Genomic DNA, 20,318 nt, shown 5'->3' with positions numbered 1-20,318 from the left:
GTAGTGAGATGGCGCAGCGCTTCGGAATCGTATGGAATCCGACCAAGATCGACGGGGACGCGCTTCGGGATGCAGTGTCCGCGGCCGTGCCCGCGGACACCGAGCTGATGTGGTGGGAGACCGAGGCTGACGATCCCGGCCGTGCGATGGCCACCGAGGCCGTGCAGGCCGGCTGCGATGTCGTCGTCGCCGTCGGCGGCGACGGCACCGTGCGAACGGTGGCCGAGATCCTCGCGTCCGCGGGGGACGACGGACCAGCCCTGGGTATCGTGCCGCAGGGCACCGGCAACCTTCTTGCGCGCAACCTGGGCATTCCGCTCGGCAGCATCCCGAAGGCGTTGAGCGTCATCGCCGGAGGCAACGAGCGTCGCATCGACATGGGCTGGACGCGCACCGACGACGCCGAAGTCGAAGTCGGGTTCCTGGTGATGGTCGGCTTCGGGCTCGACGCGCACATGCTGGCCGAGACGGACGACGATCTCAAGAACAAGGCTGGGTGGCTGGCCTACGTCGCGGCGATGGGACGCGCGTTCGAAGCCTCGGAGACTGTCGACTTCCAGATCACGCTCGACGACGGCGAGCAGCAGACGCTCAGCGGACACACGCTGCTCATCGGCAACTGCGGCGACATACAGGGCGGCGTGACGCTTCTCCCTGACGCGGTGGTCGACGACGGCCGTCTCGACCTGCTGATGATCAGCGCAGAGAACGCCACCCAGTGGCTGCAGACTCTGCGCACGGTCGTGTGGGACAACGGCATCCGGCGTCTGCTCGGCGGTGACGACGAGACCGTGAGCATCGATTTCGCCCAGCATCTCACCGGCGAGTCGATCGCCGTGGCTCTTCCGGTCCCCGTGCCGTTCGAGATCGACGGTGAAGAGGCGGGCGACGTCTCGAAGCTCGCCGTGCGCGTGCAGCCCGGCGCGCTGCGGGTTCTCTGCTGACCGACAGATGCGGCCGGGTCCGCGTGGGGGAGAGGCGCCGATCTCGCCTAGGCTCAGTGGGAAAGGAAGGTGCATGACGCTCGTCGAGACACCGCTGCCCCCCGTGCGCATCGTGATCCCATGGCGGTCTGCTCCCTCACGCGTCGACGCATTCGAACGGGTCATCGCCTGGTACCGCGAGACGTTGCCGCAGGTCTCGCTGGAGACCATCGACACGGGGGACGTGCCGTTCGTGCTCGCCGCCTGCCGCAACACTGCGATGCGCAACGCCGCTGAACACGAGGTGGTCGTGGTGGGGGATGCGGACACGATCCCCGAGCGTGAGCCGCTCATCGCGGCGATCCGCGCTGCCGCCGAGAGCCGCTACGTTCATCTGCCGTACGACGAGTACCGCTGGCTCGGCCGCACCGGATCGGCAGATCACGCGGCAGGTGTTCCGCTCGAAGACTGCACGGTCGAGCAGTACGTCGACGGCGCATGCTCCGGCGTGTACGTGGCGACCCCGCGTACATGGGCGAGCCACGGCGGTCAGGATGAGGGCTTCCGAGGCTGGGGCTTCGAGGATGCAGCCTGGTTTCTGGCCCACTCGACTCTTCTCGGTGCACCGCCGATCCGACACCGCGGTCGCGTGTACGCGCTCCATCACGTCGGCGAGGTCCGGGCGGGAGCGTCTTACGACGCCAATGCGGCGCGCATGGACGACTACCGGGCCGCCGCCGGCTCTCCGTCGGCGATGGGCCGGCTGGTCGGCGTGGTGCCGCTGCCCGGCACCGTGCCCTGAATCGTAGGCACAACGGTTCTGGCGATCGACGGGCCCGGATGCGCCTGCTGCTCATCGGCCGCGGCCCTCAGGGCCGCGCGCCCGGTGAACGCCGGATCGACGATCTCCCGCAGAGCCGCCGCGAGCTGGTCGATCGATGCCGCGTTGGGATCCAGTACACGGCCCACACCCGCGCGCTCGATCGCAGCAGCACCCGCGAACTGGTCGGTCGAGAAGGGCAGCACCATCAGCGGAACCCCGCTGGCGACCGCTTCGGTGACGGAGTTGTTGCCTCCGTGCGTCACTGCCGCGGCGGCGGACGAGAGCAGACGTACCTGCGGCAGATACTCGGCGATCAGCCAGCCGTCGGGGATGTGGCCGAGTTCCGCTGCGTCGGTCGTGCCTGTCGCGATCGCCGCACGCACGCCGACCGCGCGCAGAGCCGCAGCCACGCGCGCGAGTACATCGCCGCGGACGGACAGGAAGCTCCCGAAGCTCACGTACACATACGGCTCCCCGGTGGCCATCCACTCATCGACCGAGGAGATGACAGGTTCGTCACGCGGCGTCGATCCGAGGAAGCGATGCGGCGGCAGGGTCCGCCCGTCGCCCGCAGCGAGCTGGGCCGGGTAGTTGTAGAGCACGGTGGAGCCGTGCAGCGCGAATGCATCGGCGACGGGCTCCGCGTGCGGCTCGATGGCTGCAGCCGCGTCGTTCCATTGCTTCGTGAAGCGCCGCGACACCTCCTCGCACAGCGTGCGCAGCTCGCCGAGCTCATCGGCGTGCGGCGAGAAGGCCGTCGGCCACGCGGGCGGATAGCCGTAGACCTCGCCGGCGACCGGAAGCGCACTCGGATGGCCCAGCACGACATCACCGTAGGCGATCCCTCGAGCATGCAGGGCGACGCGGGCGCTGTAGGCGAGGTGATCGACGAGAATCGCGTCGGGTGAGACATCCTTGATGATCCGCAGCGTCGCTTGCGCCGCGTCGACCGGCTGCCACATGAGGTCGGTGAGGCGCTCGCTCGCCTGATAGGCGAGCGTCGAGACCATTCCTATCCGCGTCGCGGCGAAGAAGCCCTCGAGCGACTCGGCCTCCTCGGTCTGCTGCTCGGAGCTGCGGATGACGCCGCCGTTCGCGCCCCGACCGAGTCGCAGGTCCGTCCGTCGATAGCCGAAATCCGAGACGATCGCTGCGGTGGCCGGGCCCGTCGCCACGACGACCTCGTGGCCGTCGTCCCGCCACGCCGTGCCCAGGGAGGCCAGCGGAAGCAGGTGCGAGGCGTAGTCGGGGCTGATGATCAGCAATGTCATACCAGCTCCTCCGCCGCGCGCTGCAGCTCAGCTTCCTTGCTCGCCACCGACTCGTACACCGGCGCGAGCTTTGCGGCCATGGCCTGGATGGTGAAGCGCTCAGCGACAAGGGCCCGCCCACGCCCCGCGGGGCCTTGTTCTCCGGCTGACGCGCGCTCGAGAGCGCGCCCGATCGCGGTGGCGAGCGTGACCGGGTCCCCGGTCTGTGTGAGGAATCCACTCTCGCCGTCCTCGACATAGGTTGCCGGGCCGCCACTGTCGGGAGCGACGACGAGCAGGCCGGTGGCCATCGCCTCGAGGATCGCCAGACCGAACTCCTCCTTCAGGCTCGCGCACACGTACACCCCGTCGGCGGCGGAGCGCCCGGGGACGCCGAACCGCGCGGCGGCGAGCCACTCCGCCGCGACGTCGTTGGATCGATGGCCAGGCAGCAGCAGGCCGCGCGACGCGTGCTGTGCCGGAGGGATGGCGGCACGGATGAGGTCGAGCTGCTCGCGCTCGTCCGCTGACGGATGCTCGAGGTCACCGCCGATCACCAGGAGGTTGGCGGCATCTGCGAGCGGTCCCTCGGCCCAGACCCTCACCAGCGTGGCGGTGCCCTTTACACGGTGCATCCGCCCGACCGTGACCAGAAGCGGCAGGCCTCGCCGCGCTTCGGGTAGAGCATCGAGCAAGCCGGCGAGCTCGGCGAGCGCTCCCGTCGGATCGGCTCCATCGGCGACCAGTCGAGCGCGCTCCACCGCACGGTCGACAACCGCGAGATCTACGCCCTCTGCGACCACCGTGTGACGTTCAGGGTGGGATGACATGTCGATACCCAGGAGCGTCTGCATATCCGCTTCGAGTTCTGGGCGCGGGAAGAACACCGAATGCGCAGCAGAGGCGGCAAGGCTCTGAACCAGATGCGTGCGGAACCAGTAGTGCTCGGCGAGGTCTGCCTGGCCGAAATCCTTCCGAGTGAGCGTGCCCGCGCGCTCGAGCGCCGAGATGACGCTGTGCGGATCGGGGGCCACCGTGAACACCGTGGGGATCCCGAGTTCACGTGCCACATCGGCAGCCGCGAGGCTGCCGACATCCGCCATCCTGAGGTGGAGCACGTCGACGCGTCCCGCGGCCCGCAGCAGTCGCCGGATGCCACGGCGCACGCTCACGCGCAACGGCCAGGCGGACGCGGAGCTCACCGGCGGCGCGTCGAGCGGGATGTGGCCGTACAGGTGGCCGATTCCGCCGCCTGCGACCTGCAGCAGGTCTGGTGCGGCCTGCGCGGCCGTGCCGCGGGACAGGGTCAGCACCCGCTGAACGGCCGAGGTCTCCGTCACGAGCGCATCGCCCAGCCGCACCAGCAGCGTTGCGATGCCGCCGTTGTCGCCGGCGCCGGCTGCTGACAGCGTCGAGTCCACGTCGGTGTGCAGAAAGAGCTGCCCGACCGTGAGACCTTCGACGCCACCGCGCGCAGTGGACGGTGGCTCCGCGTCGATGAGGGCCAGGCGGGCCAGCTCGCCGAGCGCACCTCCCTCGACGACGATGCCTTCGAGCGCAGAGATCGCGGCAGGCTCCCGTCGCTGTCCCAGCGCAGCGACAGCCGCGTGGCGAACGCTCGCCGGTTCCGAAGCGTCGGTCGCCCATGCCCGCAGGGGCCGTACGGCGAGCGGGTGGCGTACGAGACCCAGCGTCTCGACCAGCCGTGCGCGGGCTTCGTGGGACAGCGTGCCGGTGCACGCCGACTCCAGAGCGACCGCGAGCAGCTCGGCCGCGCCCGTCGACCACTTCTCTAGTGTGTGCTGGGCGAGCATGCCGCCGAAACCGCCCTCCGCGACGAGGCGCACCAGCCGCCCGACTGCCTCGGGCCTGGCCGGTCGGCGTCCGAGGGCGTGGGCGGCGTGCTCGACGATATATGGCCGGGGCGAAGACAGCAGGCTCGACAGCAGCCTGACGGCCTCCTCGTCGTTCATCTCCGCAAGAGCGTGCACGGCAGCGATCGCAGCGAGGTCGTCGTCGCCGGCGAGGGCCGCCGACAGCACGCGCAGCGTGCGTACGCCGGGATCCCGCCCCGCTTCGAACGCCAGATCGTCGCCGGCGCGCATCGCTTCGACGATCGACGCGGACTCGGTGATGCGGTCCATCGCGGTCTGGATACCCATGCTGCCCTCCGAACGAGCGCCGACATAGGCACTGAGGGGAAGCGTACTGCGGCGAGAAAAAATGAGCCTACGGTTGACAAGGCGCCGATCATCGGCACCGGATCGCGAGCGAAGGGCAGACGTGGGCGTTCTCACCATCGGCGACATCGGCGTGCTGTCGGGCATCATCCACATCGGCGACGAGGCGATGTTCGAAGCGGCGCGCGACGAACTCGCCGTCCGAGGCCTCGGAATCGTCGGCATCTCCTCCGCGCCGGAGGAGTCTGCCGCGCGCTACGACGTGCCGTGCGTGCCTCGTCTCGGCTTCGCCGGCCTGGCGCGCGACGCAGCAGTCCGCCGTTCGGCGCTGCTCACGGATGCGGCTGCCGGCCGTACCCGGCTCGACGCGGGGGATCCTGCACAGTCGGTCCTGGACGCGCTCGACGAGTCGTCGGGCGTGCTCATCGCGGGCGGGGGCAATCTGGCATCCCGCTGGCCGGTGCACATCTACGAACGCACCACGCTGGCCGCGATGGCGCGGGCCCGCGGTCTGCCGGTCGTGGTGTCGGGACAGACGTTCGGGCCCGACCTGGAGGCAGGCGATGCCGAGCGCGTCGCCGCCATGGCCCGCTCCGCCCTGTACACCGGCGTGCGTGAGCCCGCCTCGGCGACGCTCGCACGCGGGTGGGGCGTCCGTGTCCGTGCCGGCGTCGACGACGCCTCGTTCCTCGGACAGGGGCCGCGTAGCGGTGAGGGCCCGGATGCGTCAGATCGTGTACTCGTCAGCCTGTCCGGCTGGTTCGCGGGACGCCCGGCGGATGAGACCGAGCGCGACATAGCCGTGCTGCTCGACCGTGCTGCCGACACCGTCGGACCCGTCGTGTTCCACGCGCACTTTGGTCCCGCGTCGGCAGACTCCGAGCCGTCGGGCGATGCCGCGCTGCATGAGCGGGTGCGGGCGCGGATGCGCAATGCGAGCGAGGTGGTCCCGAGCGGCGACTCAGTGTCGGCTGCGCGCCTGGCTCGTACATCGCGGCTCCTCGTGACCAGCCGCTATCACCCCGCGGTGTTCGCCGCGCCGGCGGGGGTTCCGGTCCTCGCACTCGCCGCCGACGCCTACACCCGCGTCAAACTCACCGGTGCGCTGGGCCATTGGGGTCAGGACGCCGTCGCCGACCTCGATGCGCTGGCAGATGCGCCCGCACGGCTCGCGGAGCTCGCCGCGTCCGGCGCGGCCGTGGCTCTCGCCGCCGCCGAGCGCCTTGATGATCACCGCGCGGACTCAGCCCGGTGGTGGGACGCGGTGGCGGACGCGCTGTGCTGAACGCATGAACGTCTGCGCTTCGCGGTGCGTCGGTCAGATGATGACGCGACGCACCGCGAAGCCCATCGATCAGCAGCCGTAGTAGAGCTCGGACTAGTGCCGGGTGGATGGCGGCTGTTGGTGACGGCTGGGATCCGTGTGATTCCGCGGTTTGGGGTGTTGTGTGGCGATGGGGACTGTTGGCGGGAAACGGCACGTTTGCGGACTTTCTGCGGACTGGCGATGACTCCCGACGACGACGAACCGGTCTACTTGACGTATGCCGAGGCGGGGAAGCGCGTCGGGCGTGACGACCGCTCAGTGCGGAGGTGGCATCGGGACGGGATGCCGATGGAATGGCGCACCGACGAGAGCGGGCAGAGGTTCCGCGTCGTCGAGGAGAGCGTGCTGCTGAAGTGGTGGCGCGAGCGGATGCTCTCGAGCCCGGTTCACCAGGCGCGGTTGCGTCGTGCAGCGATCGCGCGGGGCGAGACACCGCCTCCGATCCCGAAACGTGCACCGGAGCGGGCGCAGGGCGCGATTCAGCCTGCATCAGGCGCATCCCAGGTATCGGACGACGCCGACCCCGCTGAGGCCACCTCAGACGCGTTCCTGCGGGTGCTCGCCGAGCTCCCCGTCTTCCACGGTCAACGTGAGCATGCAGCGCTCATGCGCGCGATGCAGGATGAGCCGCCGGCGTGCGACGGGCTCGAGGTGTTCACCGCCGACCGCTTCGACGACCCCGAGCAGACCGTGATGATGCGCGGCATCTGCAGGGCGTGCCCGTTGCTCGACCTCTGCGCAGCGTTCGCCGCCGCTGGCAAGCCGACCGCGGGCATGTGGGCCGGCATGACACCCACCCAGATTCGGCAAGACGAGCGCCAAGTAGGGGGCGCGCGTTTATCTCGTTGAGCGCGTAATAAGCGAGTCGATTGGCTGTCGATAGGCTGAGGCGATGACGACGCCCGAAGCATGGATCAGTTCGATCAGCACCATCGTGCTCGTGCTGGTGACCGGGTGGTACGCATGGCTCACGCGTCGCCTCGCGAAGTCGGCAGAGGCTTCTGCCGCCAGTGCCGAGCGGACTGCGCAGATTGCCGCCCAAGCGCTCGCAGCGAGTGTTGCGGGAGTAGATGTTCGATTCACGGCAGCCCCGAACTATCAGCTCAGAGCCGACGAAACCGGCGCTCTTGGCGTTTCGATCTTTTGCGACGGCGCAACAGCGTTCATACATGAAGCGCGTCTCGACTGGGCGTACGAATGCACTGATCGGCGAGCCGATGGTGCTTCGTATGACACCATCGCTTCGGGCGTCGATCTCGTTCTTCTCGTCGATGAGGACGAGATGTTGCCAGCGCGTGTCCACCGTGGAGAAGCCCTGCATTTCATTACGGATCCCGAAGTCACGATGAGTCTTGATGCCGGCGCGTCCCGACTGGAGGTGTCGGTCTGGTACACCCTGGATGGGATCGGTGAACCTGTGCTGCGGCGCGCGGAGTACGACGATTTTGAAGAGCAAGCGCGGCTAGCCGCGGAGAATACCCGAGAATAGCGGACCCCCTCCGGAAAGCACCGGGGTAATGAGGCCCTGGGCACGACAGAGGGGCGCGGGCCGAAGCCCACGCCCCTCCGGGGTTAGTCGCCGAACTCGTCCGCCATAGCCATGTCCGACACACCCTCGAGCGCTTCCTCGACGCGACCATCGGCGCGGTCGTCGACGTACGCGTTGAACTCGCGACCGTCGACCACCAGCCGCAGCCGGTCGCCGGGACGCAGCCCACGGCGCTCCCACTCGCGGGTCTGCTCGGGGTTCAGCACCCGCTCCGGCTTCCCGGACAGGTTCACGCCCATCCCGCCGTGCGGCAGGATCCCGCCGTTGTCGTACAGGCCGGGCCAGACCCCGCCGTTCGCCATCGCCAGGTGCACGTGGTTGTAGTGCTGCGCCTTCACCCGCGACGACCACCCGGCGAACGGTCGCCCGTTGCGCAGCTGAGCTCCACCCGCAGGGGTGTAGATCAGCTCGGTCGCGTTCGGGAACAGCCGCTTGATCGAGTTGAACATCGCCATGCTCGGCGGGACGACGTCGATCGCCCGACCCTGCATGTGGTACGAGCCCTTCGCACCGCCGACGGAGGCGTTGCCCGCCGCCGACCGGTATGCCGACGAGATCCGCGCACCAGGGATGTTCTTCAGGACGATGGCCTGCATCGCCTTCCAGCCCATCCCGGCGCTGCCACGCGACGGCGGGTTGAACGACTTCGCGAGCTGTCGGACGAGGTTGATCGGCATCTGCCCGACCGTCCGACCGAAGAGGTTCTGTTCACCCATCAGGGGGCGGATGATCCCGTCGATCACGTGCTTCTGGATCGCGCGCACCGGGTCGGTCAGGAAGTCCCCGACGACCGAAGCGACGGAGGCGATGTTGTCGAGGACGTCCCCAGCGAAGTCGCTGAGGTCGCCCCACACGCCGCCGTTCTTGAACGCGAGCGACCCGGACCGGGCGGCGGCGTTCAGCGCGTCGACACCGGCCTTCCCGCCGACGAGGCGGGTGAACTCGGGTCGCATGATCGCCTCGCCGCCAGAGAGCGCCAGGCGCCCGCCCGTCGGCGATCCGTACACGATCGAGACCGCGTTCAGGACGGCTCGAGTCAAGGTCGAGGGCCTACCCGACGGGTTCCGCATCCATGACCTGCGGCATTACTTCGCCTCACTGCTCATCGCTGCCGGCCTCGACATCAAGACCGTGCAAGCGCGCGTGCGTCACGGGTCGGCGAAGCACACCCTCGACACCTACGGTCACCTCTGGCCAGACCGCGACGAGTCTTCCCGTAGCGCCGTGGCGGCAGCCCTCAGGAGCGAGATGACTCCAGGGCATCGATCCGGTCAGCCAGCAACCTGAACGCCTCGACGGTGGCAGTGAAGTTCTCATTCACAATGACGAAGCGCATGTCCGGCCCGTTGACCGGCGCAGCGACTCCCGGCTGGGGTGCCCGCTGCCGAATGCGCTCTTGCGCGTCGTTCCAGATCTGGTCGATTTCGTTTCGCAGGCTCATGATGATGACCGTAGCAACAAAAGAGCCCGTCCCAGCAGGACGCCGGGACGGGCTCTTCGTGAGATTCTGCGGACTCCCTGCGGACTAAGACCGGCTCAGTCGCAGGATTTGGCTAGCATCCGTAGTAGAGCTCGAACTCGTACGGGTGCGGGCGCTGGGCCATGGGCAGGATCTCGTTGTTGTACTTGTACTCGATCCACGTGTCGATGAGCTCCTGCGTGAACACGCCGCCCTCGAGCAGGAAGTCGTGGTCCTTGCGGAGTGCCTCGAGCGAGTCGAGCAGTGAGTTCGGCACCTGCGGAATGTTCGCGGCCTCCTCCGGGGGAAGCTCGTACAGGTCCTTGTCGATGGGCTCCATCGGCTCGATGCGGTTCTTGATGCCGTCGAGGCCCGCCATCAGCTGTGCGGCGAACGCGAGGTACGGGTTCGACGAGGCGTCCGGCACGCGGAACTCGATGCGCTTCGCCTTCGGGTTCGACCCGGTGAGCGGGATGCGGATGGCGGCCGAGCGGTTTCCAGCGGAGTAGGCCAGGTTCACCGGAGCCTCGAAGTGCTTCACCAGACGGTGGTAGCTGTTCAGCGTCGGGTTCGTGAAAGCGAGCACCGCGTGCGCGTGCTTCAGCAGGCCGCCGATGTACCAGCGGGCGATGTCGCTGAGCTGGCCGTAGCCGGCCTCGTCGAAGAACAGCGGCTTGCCGTCGAGCCACAGCGACTGGTGGGTGTGCATGCCCGAGCCGTTGTCGCCGAACAGGGGCTTGGGCATGAACGTGACCGTCTTGCCCCACTCCTCGGCGGTGTTCTTGACGATGTACTTGAACTTCAGGATGTCGTCTGCCGCGCTGACCATGGTGTCGAAGCGGTAGTTGATCTCCTGCTGGCCGGCGGTGCCGACCTCGTGGTGCGAGCGCTCGAGCTGGAAGCCCGAGTCGATCAGCCGCAGGGTCATGTCGTCGCGAAGGTCGGCGGTCTTGTCGACGGGGGCGACGGGGAAGTAGCCGCCCTTGAAGGGCGTCTTGTTGCCGAGGTTGCCACCCTCCTCCTCGCGGCCGGAGTTCCACGCGGCCTCCTCGGAATCGACCTTGTAGAAGCTCTCTCCGGCGGTGACCGAATAGCGCACGTCGTCGAAGATGTAGAACTCGGCCTCGGGGGCGAAGAACGCGGTGTCGGCGATGCCGGTGGAGGCGAGGTACTTCTCGGCCTTCTTGGCGACCTGACGCGGGTCCTTGCTGTAGATCTCGCCTGTGCGCGGGTTGTAGATGTCGAACACCATCACCAGCGTCTTCGCGGCGCGGAACGGGTCGATGTACGCGGTGGTGACATCGGGGATCAGCTGCATGTCCGACTCGTGGATGCTCGCGAACCCGCGGATCGACGATCCGTCGAAGAGCTGCCCGTCACGGAAGAAGTCCTCGTCGACCGTCGATGCGGGGATGTTGAAGTGCTGCTGGACCCCGGGAAGGTCGGTGAATCGGATGTCGAGGAACTTGATGTCGTTCTCTTCGATGTAGCGGATGACCTCTGCGGGCTCTGTGAACATGTACGACTCCTGATCGGGTATCGGTTGCATCAACCTTACGCAGATTATGTCGATGGCATTTCCCCGCCGTGTCCACCGTGTTTCGGGCATGTTACAGCCGCTCGATAAGCTGGACCGGTGAGTGACTACCCCGGCCAACGCCTCGGAATGCCCATCTCAGGACCGGGAAGCATCGCCCGCCCCGGCCGTCGCATCTCGGCCCTGCTGATCGACTACTTCGCGGCCACGATCATCGCGATCGGCTTCCTCGCCTACAACCCGCTCTCGCTGCCGGCCGAGGCCGGCTGGCGCCAGTTCGCTCCGATGATGGTGTTCGCCGTGCTGCAGATCGTCTTCCTGGCGACCGCCAACGGGAGCCCTGGGCACCGGATGCTCGGCATGCGCGTGCAGCGTCTGGACGGTGCCTGGGTGGGGCTGTGGCGTCCGATCGTGCGGACGCTGCTGCTGGTGTTCGTGATCCCTGCGGTGATCTGGGACACGGATCAGCGCGGCCTGCACGACAAGATCGCCGGCACCGTGCTGGTTCGCGGGTGAGCCGCGGGTCGATCTAGCCGCCGCGGTTGCGGCGGCGCATCTCGCGTGGAGCGCGACCACCGAGGAACGATCGGGCAGGGTCCACGAGGAACCCCTGACGCAGGGCCTCGCGCCCGATCAGCATCCGGAATCCCATCTCGTCGCGGTTGGTCAGGGTGACCTCGGCGTCGACATCCCTGCCCACCAGGCGCACGGGCGTCGTGATCACGATGCGGTGCTCGGTGTGCCCCGACGAGCTGCGAACGGCGCGTCGGTCACTCACACGCGTCTCGTGCACGACGGCGTCATCCGTGCTGTCCTGCCAGGGGTGCACCGTGAAGCGCACCCACTCCTCGCCGTCGCGCTCGAATTCGACGACGTCGAAGGCGTGCAGCGACGACGTTCGCGCACCGGTGTCGATCTTGGCCTTGAGCCAGTCGATCCCCAGTTCCGGCAGCCCGACCCACTCTCGCCACCCCGTGGACGTGTTTGAATGAGAGGACCGTGTCACTCCTACATCCTGGCAGGAAAAATCTGTGAAGATCGCCGTCCTCTCGCGTGCCCCGCAGTCGTACTCGACGCAGCGTCTCCGTGCCGCCGCGCAGCAGCGCGGACACAACGTGAAGGTGCTGAACACGCTGCGCTTCGCGATCGACCTCACCGCAGACGCGCCTGACCTGTTCTTCCGCGGCAGGCAGCTGAGTGACTACGACGCGATCCTGCCGCGTATCGGTAACTCGATCACCTACTTCGGCACAGCCGTGGTCCGGCAGTTCGAGCAGATGGACGTGTACACGCCGAACACCGCCAATGGCATCTCGAGCGCGCGCGACAAGCTGCGCGCCAACCAGATCCTGTCGCGACACAACATCGCCATGCCGCCGACCGCGTTCGTGCGCAACCGCGCGGACGTGCGTCCGGCGATCGAGCGGGTCGGCGGGGCCCCCGTGGTCATCAAGCTGCTCGAGGGCACGCAGGGCATCGGCGTGATCCTCGCCCCGCAGGTGAAGGTCGCCGAGGCCATCATCGAGACACTGCACTCGACGAAGCAGAACGTCCTCATCCAGAAATTCATCGCCGAGAGCCGAGGGCGGGACATCCGGGCGCTCGTCGTCGGCGACCGCGTCGTCGCGGCGATGCGCCGTGTGGCGGACGGAGACGAGTTCCGCTCGAACGTCCACCGTGGCGGTCGCGTCGAGCCCGTCACCCTGGACCCGATCTACGAGCAGACCGCAGTGCGCTCGGCGCAGATCATGGGGCTTCGCGTCGCCGGCGTGGACATGCTCGAGAGCGACGACGGTCCGCTGGTGATGGAGGTGAACTCGTCGCCTGGTCTGCAGGGCATCGAGGCGGCGACGAACCTCGATGTCGCCGGCGCGATCATCGACTACATCGCCAACCAGGTCGCATTCCCCGACATCGACATCCGTCAGCGGCTCAGCGTCTCGACCGGTTACGGTGTCGCGGAGCTGCTCATCCACTCGGGTGCGGAGCAGGTCGGCATGAAGCTCGGCGACCTCGGCCTCTGGGACCGCGACATCACGGTGCTCACCCTGCACCGGGGTGTCAGCGTGATCCCGAACCCGCGCAAGCATGTCGAGCTAGAGGCAGAGGATCGGCTGCTGTGCTTCGGCAAGCTCGAGGAGATGCGCTCGATGATCCCCGAGAAGCGCCGTCGACGGCCGCGCGTGCGCCGCCTGCCCAAGGAGCCGCTCGGCGAGTGACATACCGAGAACGGCCCCCGTCGTTGCGACGGGGGCCGTTCGGTGCATCTGGGCGGGCGGTCAGCGCGGGCGCTGCGACCGCACTCGTGTGGGGTCGATGCCCTTCGGGATGGGCAGCGACGACAGCGACTGCGACACCGAATCGATGCGGCGGATGACCGCGGCCATCGTGGCCTTGTCGATGGCCTTCGGCAGCTTCTTGATCGTCTTCGACAGATCAGCGATGGCGACGTCCTCGTCGCCGTGGCCCACGTAGAGCACTGTGACGGGCACGCCGTGCGCGACGCGCTGCGCCTTCTGCCGCTCTTCGTTGATCAGGCGCGTGAGGCGACCTCGAGCGCCCTCGCCGACGATCACGATGCCGCCACGACCGACCACGCGATAGACGGCCTCCTGCGTCTTGGGGTTGATGCCGACGGGAGTGTCGGATGCCGACCAGTTGCGTCCGAGGCTGGTGCTCAGCACGTGACCGCTCGCGCCGGGCATCCCGTCGATCTTGGCGTACATCGCCGTGGTGGACAGGCGGGTCATCAGGAACATGGCGCCGAGCACGCCGAACATGAGACCGGTGAAGCCCCAGAGGATGAGGCCGAGCACCGAGGCGCCGCTGATGAGGAAGCCGATGATCAGACCGATGAGCACGCCCGCGACGAGGATGGCGACCTGCGCCCACGGCAGCCAGCCGTACACGTCCCGTGTGAAACGGAACAGGGAACGGATCTGCGAGAAGAAGCCGGGCCGCTTCTCGGTGACGGGAGCACTCTTTGCCATGCATACAGCCTACCGATTCCCGGGCCGGCCGTTCTTCCTGCACAGCCCGCCTCGACGTGGATTCCGTCCCCAAAGCGCGGATTTCCGGTCCATCGCCCCGTGATGCGCGCTGGGATGGACGGATGGATGAGACGGCAGTGCTGGCACCGGGTGCGCATCGGGTCATTCGGATGCTCGATCGACAGGAGTCGGCGTACCGCGGCGATCTGATCAGTGACGGCGAGCGGCGGGGCGTGCGCGTGGATGCGGAGACCGTGCCGGACGCGCTGTGGGCTTTCGCCGGCGCGGAGCATGTGGCCGGCGTGCGCGACGTGGTGCGCAGGGCTGATGGGCACGACGCGGTGCTGCCGTGGTGCGCCGACCAGGTCGAGGTGTTCCTCGGACGGCGAACGGCCGCGGAGGCGGGCCTGTCTGCGGGGGAGACCGTGACCCTGGTGGGCAGCATGATGCGCGGGATCGTGGAGGTCGCCGATCGCAGCGTTTCCGGCAGATGGTGGCTGACCGATGAGGCATGTCCGATGTTCGCGCCGGGGGAGGGCGCCGGGTGTGCAGAGGAGGCCGTCGCGATCATCACACGGCTGCGCGAGAGCGGCACCGATCGTGCGATGGATCGGCTGCTGGGCGAGATCGCAGGTGCTGCGGGGGACTGGAGAGTCGTGCTGCGCTCGGCTGAGCGGTGGGAGAACGAGCTGACCGATCTCGCGGCGCCGCGTCCGCTGGGTCGTGAGCTCCCTTCGGCGCCGGCCGTGGCGATCGAGGCGGACCGCTCGTGGCTGCTCGCCGATGTCGATGCGGTTGCGGAGCAGCCGCATGCCGTGCGGCTGGCTTGGGGTCGGATCGCGGAGAGGGCTTCGAGCGCGGGCCGCCGGATTCTCGAGCGCCTACCCGGTCGAGGTCGAGTCGCCGCGCTGCTCGCCCGCGGGAGGGCTCAAGGGACGAAGTCAGGGCGGCTGCGTGTGATTCTCGCCGGAGCGGCCGCCGCCGGGGCCGTTCTCGCAGGCGGATTGATGTGGCCGTCCTCCGACGAGGATTCGGCTGCAACAGAGCGTCCGGTCGGCGACACGTCAGGTCAGCAGTCGGCCCACGCCGGCAGCGGGCCGACCGCATCGCCGGGCGTGACACCGGCGGGGGCTGCGACACCCGACGAGGCTGGGTCGGCGACGGATGCGGTACCGGGTCTGCATCCGTCGCCGAGCCCTGACGGCCTGAAGGACGGCTCGGCTGAGCAGCAGGCGGTCGCGCTGCTTGAGGCTGTCGCCGCATGTGAGGACGCGAGGGACGCCGTGTGCGAAGACGCAGTCGTCGATGGCTCCGGCGCCCTCGTGCAGGAGCGCCTCGCCGGAGCGGACGCGAGCCGCCCGGTGACAGCGGTGGAGGACTACGGCGACGTCAGCGTGCTGCGACTCGGGCCATCGGGCGAAAGAGGCGAGCAGATGCTCGTGCTCGTGCGCCAGAAAGACCGATGGCTGGTCCGCGACGTGTATGACGTCGCTGACCAGCCATCGGATGCGGGCTGAGCGAGCTCAGATCCCGAGATTCGCGGTGAACTCCGCCGACTCGAGACGGGTCTTGATCGCGCCGAGGAAGCGAGCAGCGTCCGCGCCGTCGATCGTGCGGTGGTCGTACGAGATCGCCAGGTACACGTACGAGCGGACCGCGATGGCATCCACTCCGTCGACCGTGACGACGCCGGGCCGCTTGAAGACGACGCCGGTGCCGAGGATCGCCGACTGCGGCAGGAACACCAGGGGAGTGTCGAACAGTGCGCCGCGCGAACCCGTGTTGGTCACCGTGAAGGTGCCGCCGGCGAGCTCGTCGGGCTTCAGCTTGTTGTCGCGCGTGCGAGCCGCCAGGTCGGCGATCTCCTGCGCGAGCTGGGCGATGTTCTTGGTTCCCGCATCGCGGACGACGGGGGTCAGCAGTCCGCGCTCGGTGTCGACCGCGATCGAGATGTTCTCGCTCGCCGGGTAGACGATCGAGTCGCCGTCGACGGTCGAGTTGATGATCGGGAACGCCTGCAGCGCTTCGGCGGCTGCGAGGGTGAAGAACGGCAGGAACGACAGCTTTGCGCCGGTCTTCTGGTTGAACTCGTCCTTCTTCGCGTTGCGGAACGCCGCCAGCTTGGTGACGTCCACTTCCACGAACGTGGTCAGCTGCGCGGTCTGCTGCATCGACGCGACGGCGCGCTCTGCCACGACCTTGCGCAGACGCGACATCTTCTGCGTGGTGCCACGCAGCGGCGAGACCTCGAGCGGCGCGGGGGCCGGAGCCGCGGCCGCGGCGGCAGGAGCCTGCGACTTCGACTCGGCTGCCTTGAGGACGTCCTCCTTGCGGATGCGTCCCCCGACACCGGTGCCGGTGACGGTCGACAGGTCGATACCTTGCTGGCTGGCCAGGCGGCGCACCAGCGGAGTCACGTAGAGCGAGTCGGAGTCAGCCGAGGCGGGCGCCTCAGCCGCCGGAGCTGCCGGCGCGGGAGCGGCCGCTTCTGCCGCGGGCGCCTGCTGGGCGGCGGCCGGTGCCTCAGCTGCCGGGGCCGGTGCCTCGGCCGCGGCGGCCGGTGCCTCAGCCGCGGGGGCCGGTGCCTCAGCTGCTGGGGCCGGTGCCTCGGCGGCGGGACCCTCTGCGGCGGGTGCGGCAGCAGCCGGAGCGCCGGAGCCGATGCGGGCGAGCACAGCGCCGACCTCGACGGTCTCGTCCTCGTCAGCCAGGATCTCCTGCAGCGTACCCGCGACGGGCGACGGGATCTCGGTGTCGACCTTGTCGGTCGAGATCTCGAGCAGAGCCTCGTCGACGGCGACATCATCGCCGACCTGCTTCAGCCAGCGGGTGACGGTTCCCTCGGTGACGCTCTCACCCAGTTCGGGGAGAACGACGTCCGTCGCATCTCCCGATGCCGCGGGGGTCGGCGCCTGGGCCTGGTCGGATGCCTGCGAGGCCTCTACCTCGTTCTCGGCAGGAGCAGCCGTGGACTGCGCCTCCTGCGCGGGCGCCTCGTCGGCGGCCGGAGCCTCGGCTGCGGGTGCGTCGCCGCCGGAAGCTGCCCCGCTGCCGTCGCCGATGCGCGCGAGCAGCGCGCCGACCTCGACGGTCTCGTCCTCGGCGACGAGGATCTCCTCGATGACGCCGCTGACGGGGGACGGGATCTCGGTGTCGACCTTGTCGGTCGAGATCTCCAGCAGGCCTTCATCGGCCTGCACGGTGTCGCCGACCTGCTTCAGCCAGCGAGTGACCGTGCCCTCGGTGACGCTCTCCCCGAGTGCGGGAAGGACCACGGCTGTGCTCATGTCGAGTCTCCTTCGGAAAATTGTGATGCCCCCAGCTTAGTGACCTGGGAGTCTACGGATATTTGTGCGTTCCTACAGCGCGTGCAGCGGTTTTCCGGCGAGTGCGAGGAAAGCCTCGCCGAGCGCTTCGCTCTGCGTGGGGTGCGCATGGATGAGCGGTGCGATGTCCTCGGGGTGCGCCTCCCAGGCCACCGCGAGCTGACCCTCGGTGATGAGCTCGCCGACGCGGTCGCCCAGCATGTGCACACCGAGAACCGGGCCGTCTTTGCGTCGCACGACCTTGACGGTGCCGCCGGTGCCGATGATCTCGCTCTTGCCGTTGCCTGCCAGGTTGTACTCGTACGAGACGACGCTGTCGGCACCGTGGGCCGCCACGGCTGCTTCCTCGGTGATGCCGACCGAAGCCACCTCAGGGCTGCAATAGGTGACGCGGGGAATCTGCGACTCCGGGAGGGTCGGAACCTCCATGCCGGCGATGCGCTCCGCGACCGCGATGCCCTGCAGGAACCCGCGGTGCGCGAGCTGCAGACCCGGCACGATGTCACCGACGGCCCATACGCCGGGCACTGCCGTGCGCAGCTGCTCGTCGACCGTGACGAAACCACGCTCCAGGCCGACTCCAGCCTCCTCGAACCCGAGTCCGGCCGTGGCGGGACCTCGACCGACGGCGACGAGCAGATAGTCGGCGCTGAAGGTCTTGCCGTCCTCCAGCGTCACCGTCACCTGGGTGTCGTCCTGCTCGGCTCTCTGGAAGCGCGTACCGAGCGAGTACGTGATGCCCCTGCGACGGAAGGCGCGCTCGAGCCCCTTGCTCAGCACGATGTCCTCGTTGGGCACGAGGTGCGGCAGGGCTTCGACGATCGTCACCTCGGCGCCGAACGACTTCCACACGCTGGCGAACTCGACGCCGATGACGCCGCCGCCGAGGATGATGACGCTGCTCGGCACCTCGTCGAGAGCGAGCGCATGCTCGCTGGTGAGGATGCGCCCCCCGATCTCGAGACCCGGCAGTGAGCGGCTGTACGAGCCGGTCGCGAGGATCACATCGCCGCCGACGTAGCGGTCGTCGCCCACTACGACCGTGCGATCGGCCTCGAGGCGACCCTCGCCGCTCACGGTGGTGATGCCTCGGGCCTTGATCAGGCCCTCGAGCCCTTTGAACTTCTTGGCGACGATGCCCTCGCGGTACGCGCGGACGCCGGCCGCGTCGACGGACTCCAGGGTCGCCGTCACGCCCACCGAGGCAGCAGACCGGACGTGGTCTGCGACCTCGGCGGCGTGCAGCAGAGCCTTGGTGGGGATGCAGCCGCGGTGAAGGCAGGTGCCGCCGACCTTGTCCTTCTCGATGAGGGCCACCTTCTTGCCCAGCTCGCTGGCGCGCAGCGCCGCGGCGTACCCGCCGCTGCCTCCGCCGAGGATGACGACGTCGAACTCGTGCGTGGCCATCAGGACTCCGTGACCGATGCGCGTGCGAAGGCGATGAGGGAGCGGACGGCTGCGCCGGTCGGCCCCTTCTCAGTGAAGCCGTACGGTGCGCCCTTGTGCTCGCTGGACCCGGCGATGTCGAGGTGCACCCACGGGATCCGCGGCGCGTCGTCTGCGTCCGTCGTCCGGCCGACGAACCGGCGCAGGAAGAGGCCGGCGAACAGCGAGCCGCCAGAACGGTCGCCCATGTTCGCATTGATCATGTCCGCGATCTGCGAGTCGAGGCTCTCCTCCATGAACTCGGGGAGCGGCAGCGCCCATGCGTCCTCGCCGACCGACTCGGCGGCGGCGAGGTACTCGGCGACGGCATCGTCGTCGCCCATGACGCCGGTGTGGCGCATGCCGAGGGCAACGATGATCGCCCCCGTGAGGGTCGCGACGTCGATGATGACATCGGGGTTCTCGCGGCTGGCGGCGACGAGGCCGTCCGCCATCACCAGACGACCCTCAGCGTCCGTGTTCAGCACCTCGACCGTCTGGCCGTCGAGCATTCGCAGCACATCGCCGGGGCGCGTGGCCCGGCCGGAAGGCATGTTGTCTGCGATGCAGAGGAAGGCGGTGACGCGCACCGGGAGCTCGAGTGCGGCGATCGCGCGGAGCGCTGCCAGCGAGGTTGCCGCTCCCGCCATGTCGAACTTCATGCCCACCATGCCGGTCGCCGGCTTGAGCGACAGTCCGCCGGTGTCGAACGTGATGCCCTTGCCGACGAGGGCGATGTGGCGCACGGCGTTCGAGGGGGAGTAGTCGAGGCGAACCAGGCGCGGCGGCCGATCGGAGCCGCGACCGACGCCGAGGATGCCGCCGTAGCCCTGCTCCTCGAGCTGCTTCTCATCGAGGACCTCAACCGTGACCGGCAGATCCGCGACGGCCTTCGCCGCCTCGTCTGCGAGCTGCGCGGGGCTCTGCCATTCGGCGGGCACCGACACGAGGTCCTTGACCAGGGCGACGGCCTCCGCGACCGTGCGAGCGTGCTCGAGTGCGCCGTCGCCGATGGCTGCTGCGTGCAGGACGATGGCGTCTGCCCGGCTCGGCTTCTTCTCGGACCGGTAGTCGTCGAAGCGGTAGCCGCCGAGCAGGGCGCCCTCGGCCGCAGCGTCCGCGTACTGGCCGAGGTCGCCGGCGAAGCCGATCGACACCGTCGCGAAGCCGGTCAGCGACCGGACGGCGGTTGCGACGGCGTCGCGCACGGCGGCGGCGTCGGGCTGCTTGCCGGCGCTGACGACGGCGAGCGGCGCCGACGTCACTGTCGGCAGGTGCACGCGGGTGTATGCGGAAGGGGTTCCCTTGTACCCGATGCCTGCCAGGGTGTCGGCGAGGCCCTCGAACGCGCTCAGCGAGTCAGCGGCGGTGGAGGGATCGGGGATGACGAGCACTGCGGCGTCTGCGGTGCCTCCGGGGAACGGATCGGTCGTGTGCGAGATCACGGGAAGCGTCATGCCTCCATCCTATGGACGGGGACGCGCGTGACGCCGTGCGGGCGAAGCCGTGTTCGCTGTGAGCATTCACCT

19 protein-coding genes are annotated in these 20,318 nt (G+C 68.7%); 9 read left to right on the top strand and 10 right to left on the bottom strand.

Annotated features, from left to right (window positions below):
- The first annotated feature begins 8 nt into the window (after nucleotides 1-8).
- A complete protein-coding gene (locus tag JOE67_RS01185; protein ID WP_204973735.1) occupies nucleotides 9-944 on the top strand; it encodes a diacylglycerol/lipid kinase family protein in 936 nt (311 codons plus the stop codon).
- A 73-nt stretch (nucleotides 945-1,017) separates the two neighbouring features.
- A complete protein-coding gene (locus JOE67_RS01180; protein ID WP_204973734.1) occupies nucleotides 1,018-1,725 on the top strand; it encodes a hypothetical protein in 708 nt (235 codons plus the stop codon).
- Here the strand turns inward: JOE67_RS01180 and JOE67_RS01175 are convergent.
- On the bottom strand, nucleotides 1,647-3,017 hold the full coding sequence (locus JOE67_RS01175) for a glycosyltransferase (protein ID WP_204973733.1): 1,371 nt from the start codon (nucleotides 3,015-3,017) through the stop codon (nucleotides 1,647-1,649). The genes JOE67_RS01180 and JOE67_RS01175 overlap by 79 nt on opposite strands.
- Nucleotides 3,014-5,158 carry a glycosyltransferase gene (locus tag JOE67_RS01170; RefSeq protein ID WP_204973732.1) on the bottom strand — a complete coding sequence of 715 codons (2,145 nt, stop codon included), beginning with the start codon at nucleotides 5,156-5,158 and terminating at the stop codon, nucleotides 3,014-3,016. Before JOE67_RS01170 ends, JOE67_RS01175 begins: the two co-directional genes overlap by 4 nt.
- Before the next feature lie 121 nt (nucleotides 5,159-5,279).
- On the opposite strand from JOE67_RS01170, the gene JOE67_RS01165 reads away from it, so the two are divergent.
- From JOE67_RS01165 to JOE67_RS01155, 3 genes are all read left to right on the top strand, one after another.
- The gene (locus JOE67_RS01165) at nucleotides 5,280-6,461 is read left to right on the top strand and encodes a polysaccharide pyruvyl transferase family protein (RefSeq protein WP_204973731.1); all 1,182 of its coding nucleotides are present in this window, start codon (nucleotides 5,280-5,282) and stop codon (nucleotides 6,459-6,461) included.
- A 330-nt stretch (nucleotides 6,462-6,791) separates the two neighbouring features.
- Complete coding sequence (locus JOE67_RS01160; protein ID WP_204973730.1) at nucleotides 6,792-7,352, top strand: WhiB family transcriptional regulator; 561 nt, start codon at nucleotides 6,792-6,794, stop codon at nucleotides 7,350-7,352.
- Nucleotides 7,353-7,395: 43 nt separating this feature from the next.
- Complete coding sequence (locus JOE67_RS01155; RefSeq protein ID WP_204973729.1) at nucleotides 7,396-7,992, top strand: hypothetical protein; 597 nt, start codon at nucleotides 7,396-7,398, stop codon at nucleotides 7,990-7,992.
- A gap of 83 nt (nucleotides 7,993-8,075) precedes the next feature.
- Here JOE67_RS01155 and JOE67_RS15740 read toward each other — a convergent pair whose 3' ends face one another.
- The gene (locus JOE67_RS15740; RefSeq protein ID WP_338041452.1) at nucleotides 8,076-9,092 is read right to left on the bottom strand and encodes a D-Ala-D-Ala carboxypeptidase family metallohydrolase; all 1,017 of its coding nucleotides are present in this window, start codon (nucleotides 9,090-9,092) and stop codon (nucleotides 8,076-8,078) included.
- Here JOE67_RS15740 and JOE67_RS15430 point away from each other — a divergent pair.
- Entirely contained in the window at nucleotides 9,004-9,339 is a 336-nt protein-coding gene (locus tag JOE67_RS15430; protein WP_338041451.1) for a tyrosine-type recombinase/integrase, read from the top strand. The genes JOE67_RS15740 and JOE67_RS15430 overlap by 89 nt on opposite strands.
- On the opposite strand, the gene JOE67_RS01145 is transcribed toward JOE67_RS15430, so the two are convergent.
- Nucleotides 9,290-9,493 (bottom strand): hypothetical protein, encoded by a 204-nt coding sequence (locus tag JOE67_RS01145; protein ID WP_204973728.1) that lies wholly within the window; start codon nucleotides 9,491-9,493, stop codon nucleotides 9,290-9,292. The genes JOE67_RS15430 and JOE67_RS01145 overlap by 50 nt on opposite strands.
- Nucleotides 9,494-9,605: 112 nt before the next feature.
- Nucleotides 9,606-11,030 carry a type I glutamate--ammonia ligase gene (glnA, locus tag JOE67_RS01140; RefSeq protein WP_204973727.1) on the bottom strand — a complete coding sequence of 475 codons (1,425 nt, stop codon included), beginning with the start codon at nucleotides 11,028-11,030 and terminating at the stop codon, nucleotides 9,606-9,608.
- A gap of 117 nt (nucleotides 11,031-11,147) precedes the next feature.
- Between glnA and JOE67_RS01135 the strand changes: the two genes are divergently transcribed.
- A complete protein-coding gene (locus JOE67_RS01135) occupies nucleotides 11,148-11,564 on the top strand; it encodes an RDD family protein (protein WP_338041450.1) in 417 nt (138 codons plus the stop codon).
- Between the two features lie 13 nt (nucleotides 11,565-11,577).
- Here JOE67_RS01135 and JOE67_RS01130 read toward each other — a convergent pair whose 3' ends face one another.
- Nucleotides 11,578-12,054, bottom strand: coding sequence for a putative ATP-dependent zinc protease (locus JOE67_RS01130; protein WP_204973726.1), 477 nt, complete (start codon nucleotides 12,052-12,054; stop codon nucleotides 11,578-11,580).
- A gap of 25 nt (nucleotides 12,055-12,079) precedes the next feature.
- Here JOE67_RS01130 and JOE67_RS01125 point away from each other — a divergent pair, with 25 nt between their 5' ends.
- On the top strand, nucleotides 12,080-13,267 hold the full coding sequence (locus JOE67_RS01125) for a RimK family alpha-L-glutamate ligase (RefSeq protein ID WP_204973725.1): 1,188 nt from the start codon (nucleotides 12,080-12,082) through the stop codon (nucleotides 13,265-13,267).
- A 60-nt stretch (nucleotides 13,268-13,327) separates the two neighbouring features.
- Here the strand turns inward: JOE67_RS01125 and JOE67_RS01120 are convergent, their stop codons facing one another.
- A complete protein-coding gene (locus tag JOE67_RS01120) occupies nucleotides 13,328-14,038 on the bottom strand; it encodes a DUF4191 domain-containing protein (protein ID WP_204973724.1) in 711 nt (236 codons plus the stop codon).
- A 122-nt stretch (nucleotides 14,039-14,160) separates the two neighbouring features.
- Here JOE67_RS01120 and JOE67_RS01115 point away from each other — a divergent pair, with 122 nt between their 5' ends.
- The gene (locus JOE67_RS01115) at nucleotides 14,161-15,555 is read left to right on the top strand and encodes a hypothetical protein (protein ID WP_204973723.1); all 1,395 of its coding nucleotides are present in this window, start codon (nucleotides 14,161-14,163) and stop codon (nucleotides 15,553-15,555) included.
- A 6-nt stretch (nucleotides 15,556-15,561) separates the two neighbouring features.
- Here the strand turns inward: JOE67_RS01115 and sucB are convergent, their stop codons facing one another.
- From sucB to JOE67_RS01100, 3 genes are all read right to left on the bottom strand, one after another.
- Complete coding sequence (gene sucB, locus JOE67_RS01110; protein WP_204973722.1) at nucleotides 15,562-17,325, bottom strand: 2-oxoglutarate dehydrogenase, E2 component, dihydrolipoamide succinyltransferase; 1,764 nt, start codon at nucleotides 17,323-17,325, stop codon at nucleotides 15,562-15,564.
- A gap of 72 nt (nucleotides 17,326-17,397) precedes the next feature.
- Entirely contained in the window at nucleotides 17,398-18,771 is a 1,374-nt protein-coding gene (gene lpdA, locus JOE67_RS01105; RefSeq protein WP_204973721.1) for a dihydrolipoyl dehydrogenase, read from the bottom strand.
- Nucleotides 18,771-20,246, bottom strand: a complete 1,476-nt coding sequence (locus tag JOE67_RS01100; RefSeq protein ID WP_204973720.1) for a leucyl aminopeptidase — start codon at nucleotides 20,244-20,246, stop codon at nucleotides 18,771-18,773. The genes lpdA and JOE67_RS01100 overlap by 1 nt, the downstream gene beginning before the upstream one ends.
- Between the last annotated feature and the right edge of the window lie 72 nt (nucleotides 20,247-20,318).

The organism is Microbacterium esteraromaticum, from assembly GCF_016907315.1.
Classification (GTDB): domain Bacteria; phylum Actinomycetota; class Actinomycetes; order Actinomycetales; family Microbacteriaceae; genus Microbacterium; species Microbacterium esteraromaticum.
This window is presented reverse-complemented; position numbering and strand designations above follow the sequence as displayed.

Bases quoted from the DNA above. Each gene is read 5' to 3' on its own strand.
- glnA (WP_204973727.1), bottom strand. From the start codon at position 11,030: ATGTTCACAGAGCCCGCAGAGGTCATCCGCTACATCGAAGAGAACGAC.
- JOE67_RS01175 (WP_204973733.1), bottom strand. From the start codon at position 3,017: ATGACATTGCTGATCATCAGCCCCGACTACGCCTCGCACCTGCTTCCG.
- JOE67_RS01170 (WP_204973732.1), bottom strand. From the start codon at position 5,158: ATGGGTATCCAGACCGCGATGGACCGCATCACCGAGTCCGCGTCGATC.
- sucB (WP_204973722.1), bottom strand. From the start codon at position 17,325: ATGAGCACAGCCGTGGTCCTTCCCGCACTCGGGGAGAGCGTCACCGAG.
- JOE67_RS01100 (WP_204973720.1), bottom strand. From the start codon at position 20,246: ATGACGCTTCCCGTGATCTCGCACACGACCGATCCGTTCCCCGGAGGC.
- JOE67_RS01160 (WP_204973730.1), top strand. From the start codon at position 6,792: ATGGAATGGCGCACCGACGAGAGCGGGCAGAGGTTCCGCGTCGTCGAG.
- JOE67_RS01155 (WP_204973729.1), top strand. From the start codon at position 7,396: ATGACGACGCCCGAAGCATGGATCAGTTCGATCAGCACCATCGTGCTC.
- JOE67_RS01120 (WP_204973724.1), bottom strand. From the start codon at position 14,038: ATGGCAAAGAGTGCTCCCGTCACCGAGAAGCGGCCCGGCTTCTTCTCG.
- JOE67_RS01185 (WP_204973735.1), top strand. From the start codon at position 9: ATGGCGCAGCGCTTCGGAATCGTATGGAATCCGACCAAGATCGACGGG.
- JOE67_RS01115 (WP_204973723.1), top strand. From the start codon at position 14,161: ATGGATGAGACGGCAGTGCTGGCACCGGGTGCGCATCGGGTCATTCGG.
- JOE67_RS01145 (WP_204973728.1), bottom strand. From the start codon at position 9,493: ATGAGCCTGCGAAACGAAATCGACCAGATCTGGAACGACGCGCAAGAG.
- JOE67_RS15430 (WP_338041451.1), top strand. From the start codon at position 9,004: ATGATCGCCTCGCCGCCAGAGAGCGCCAGGCGCCCGCCCGTCGGCGAT.
- JOE67_RS01180 (WP_204973734.1), top strand. From the start codon at position 1,018: ATGACGCTCGTCGAGACACCGCTGCCCCCCGTGCGCATCGTGATCCCA.
- lpdA (WP_204973721.1), bottom strand. From the start codon at position 18,771: ATGGCCACGCACGAGTTCGACGTCGTCATCCTCGGCGGAGGCAGCGGC.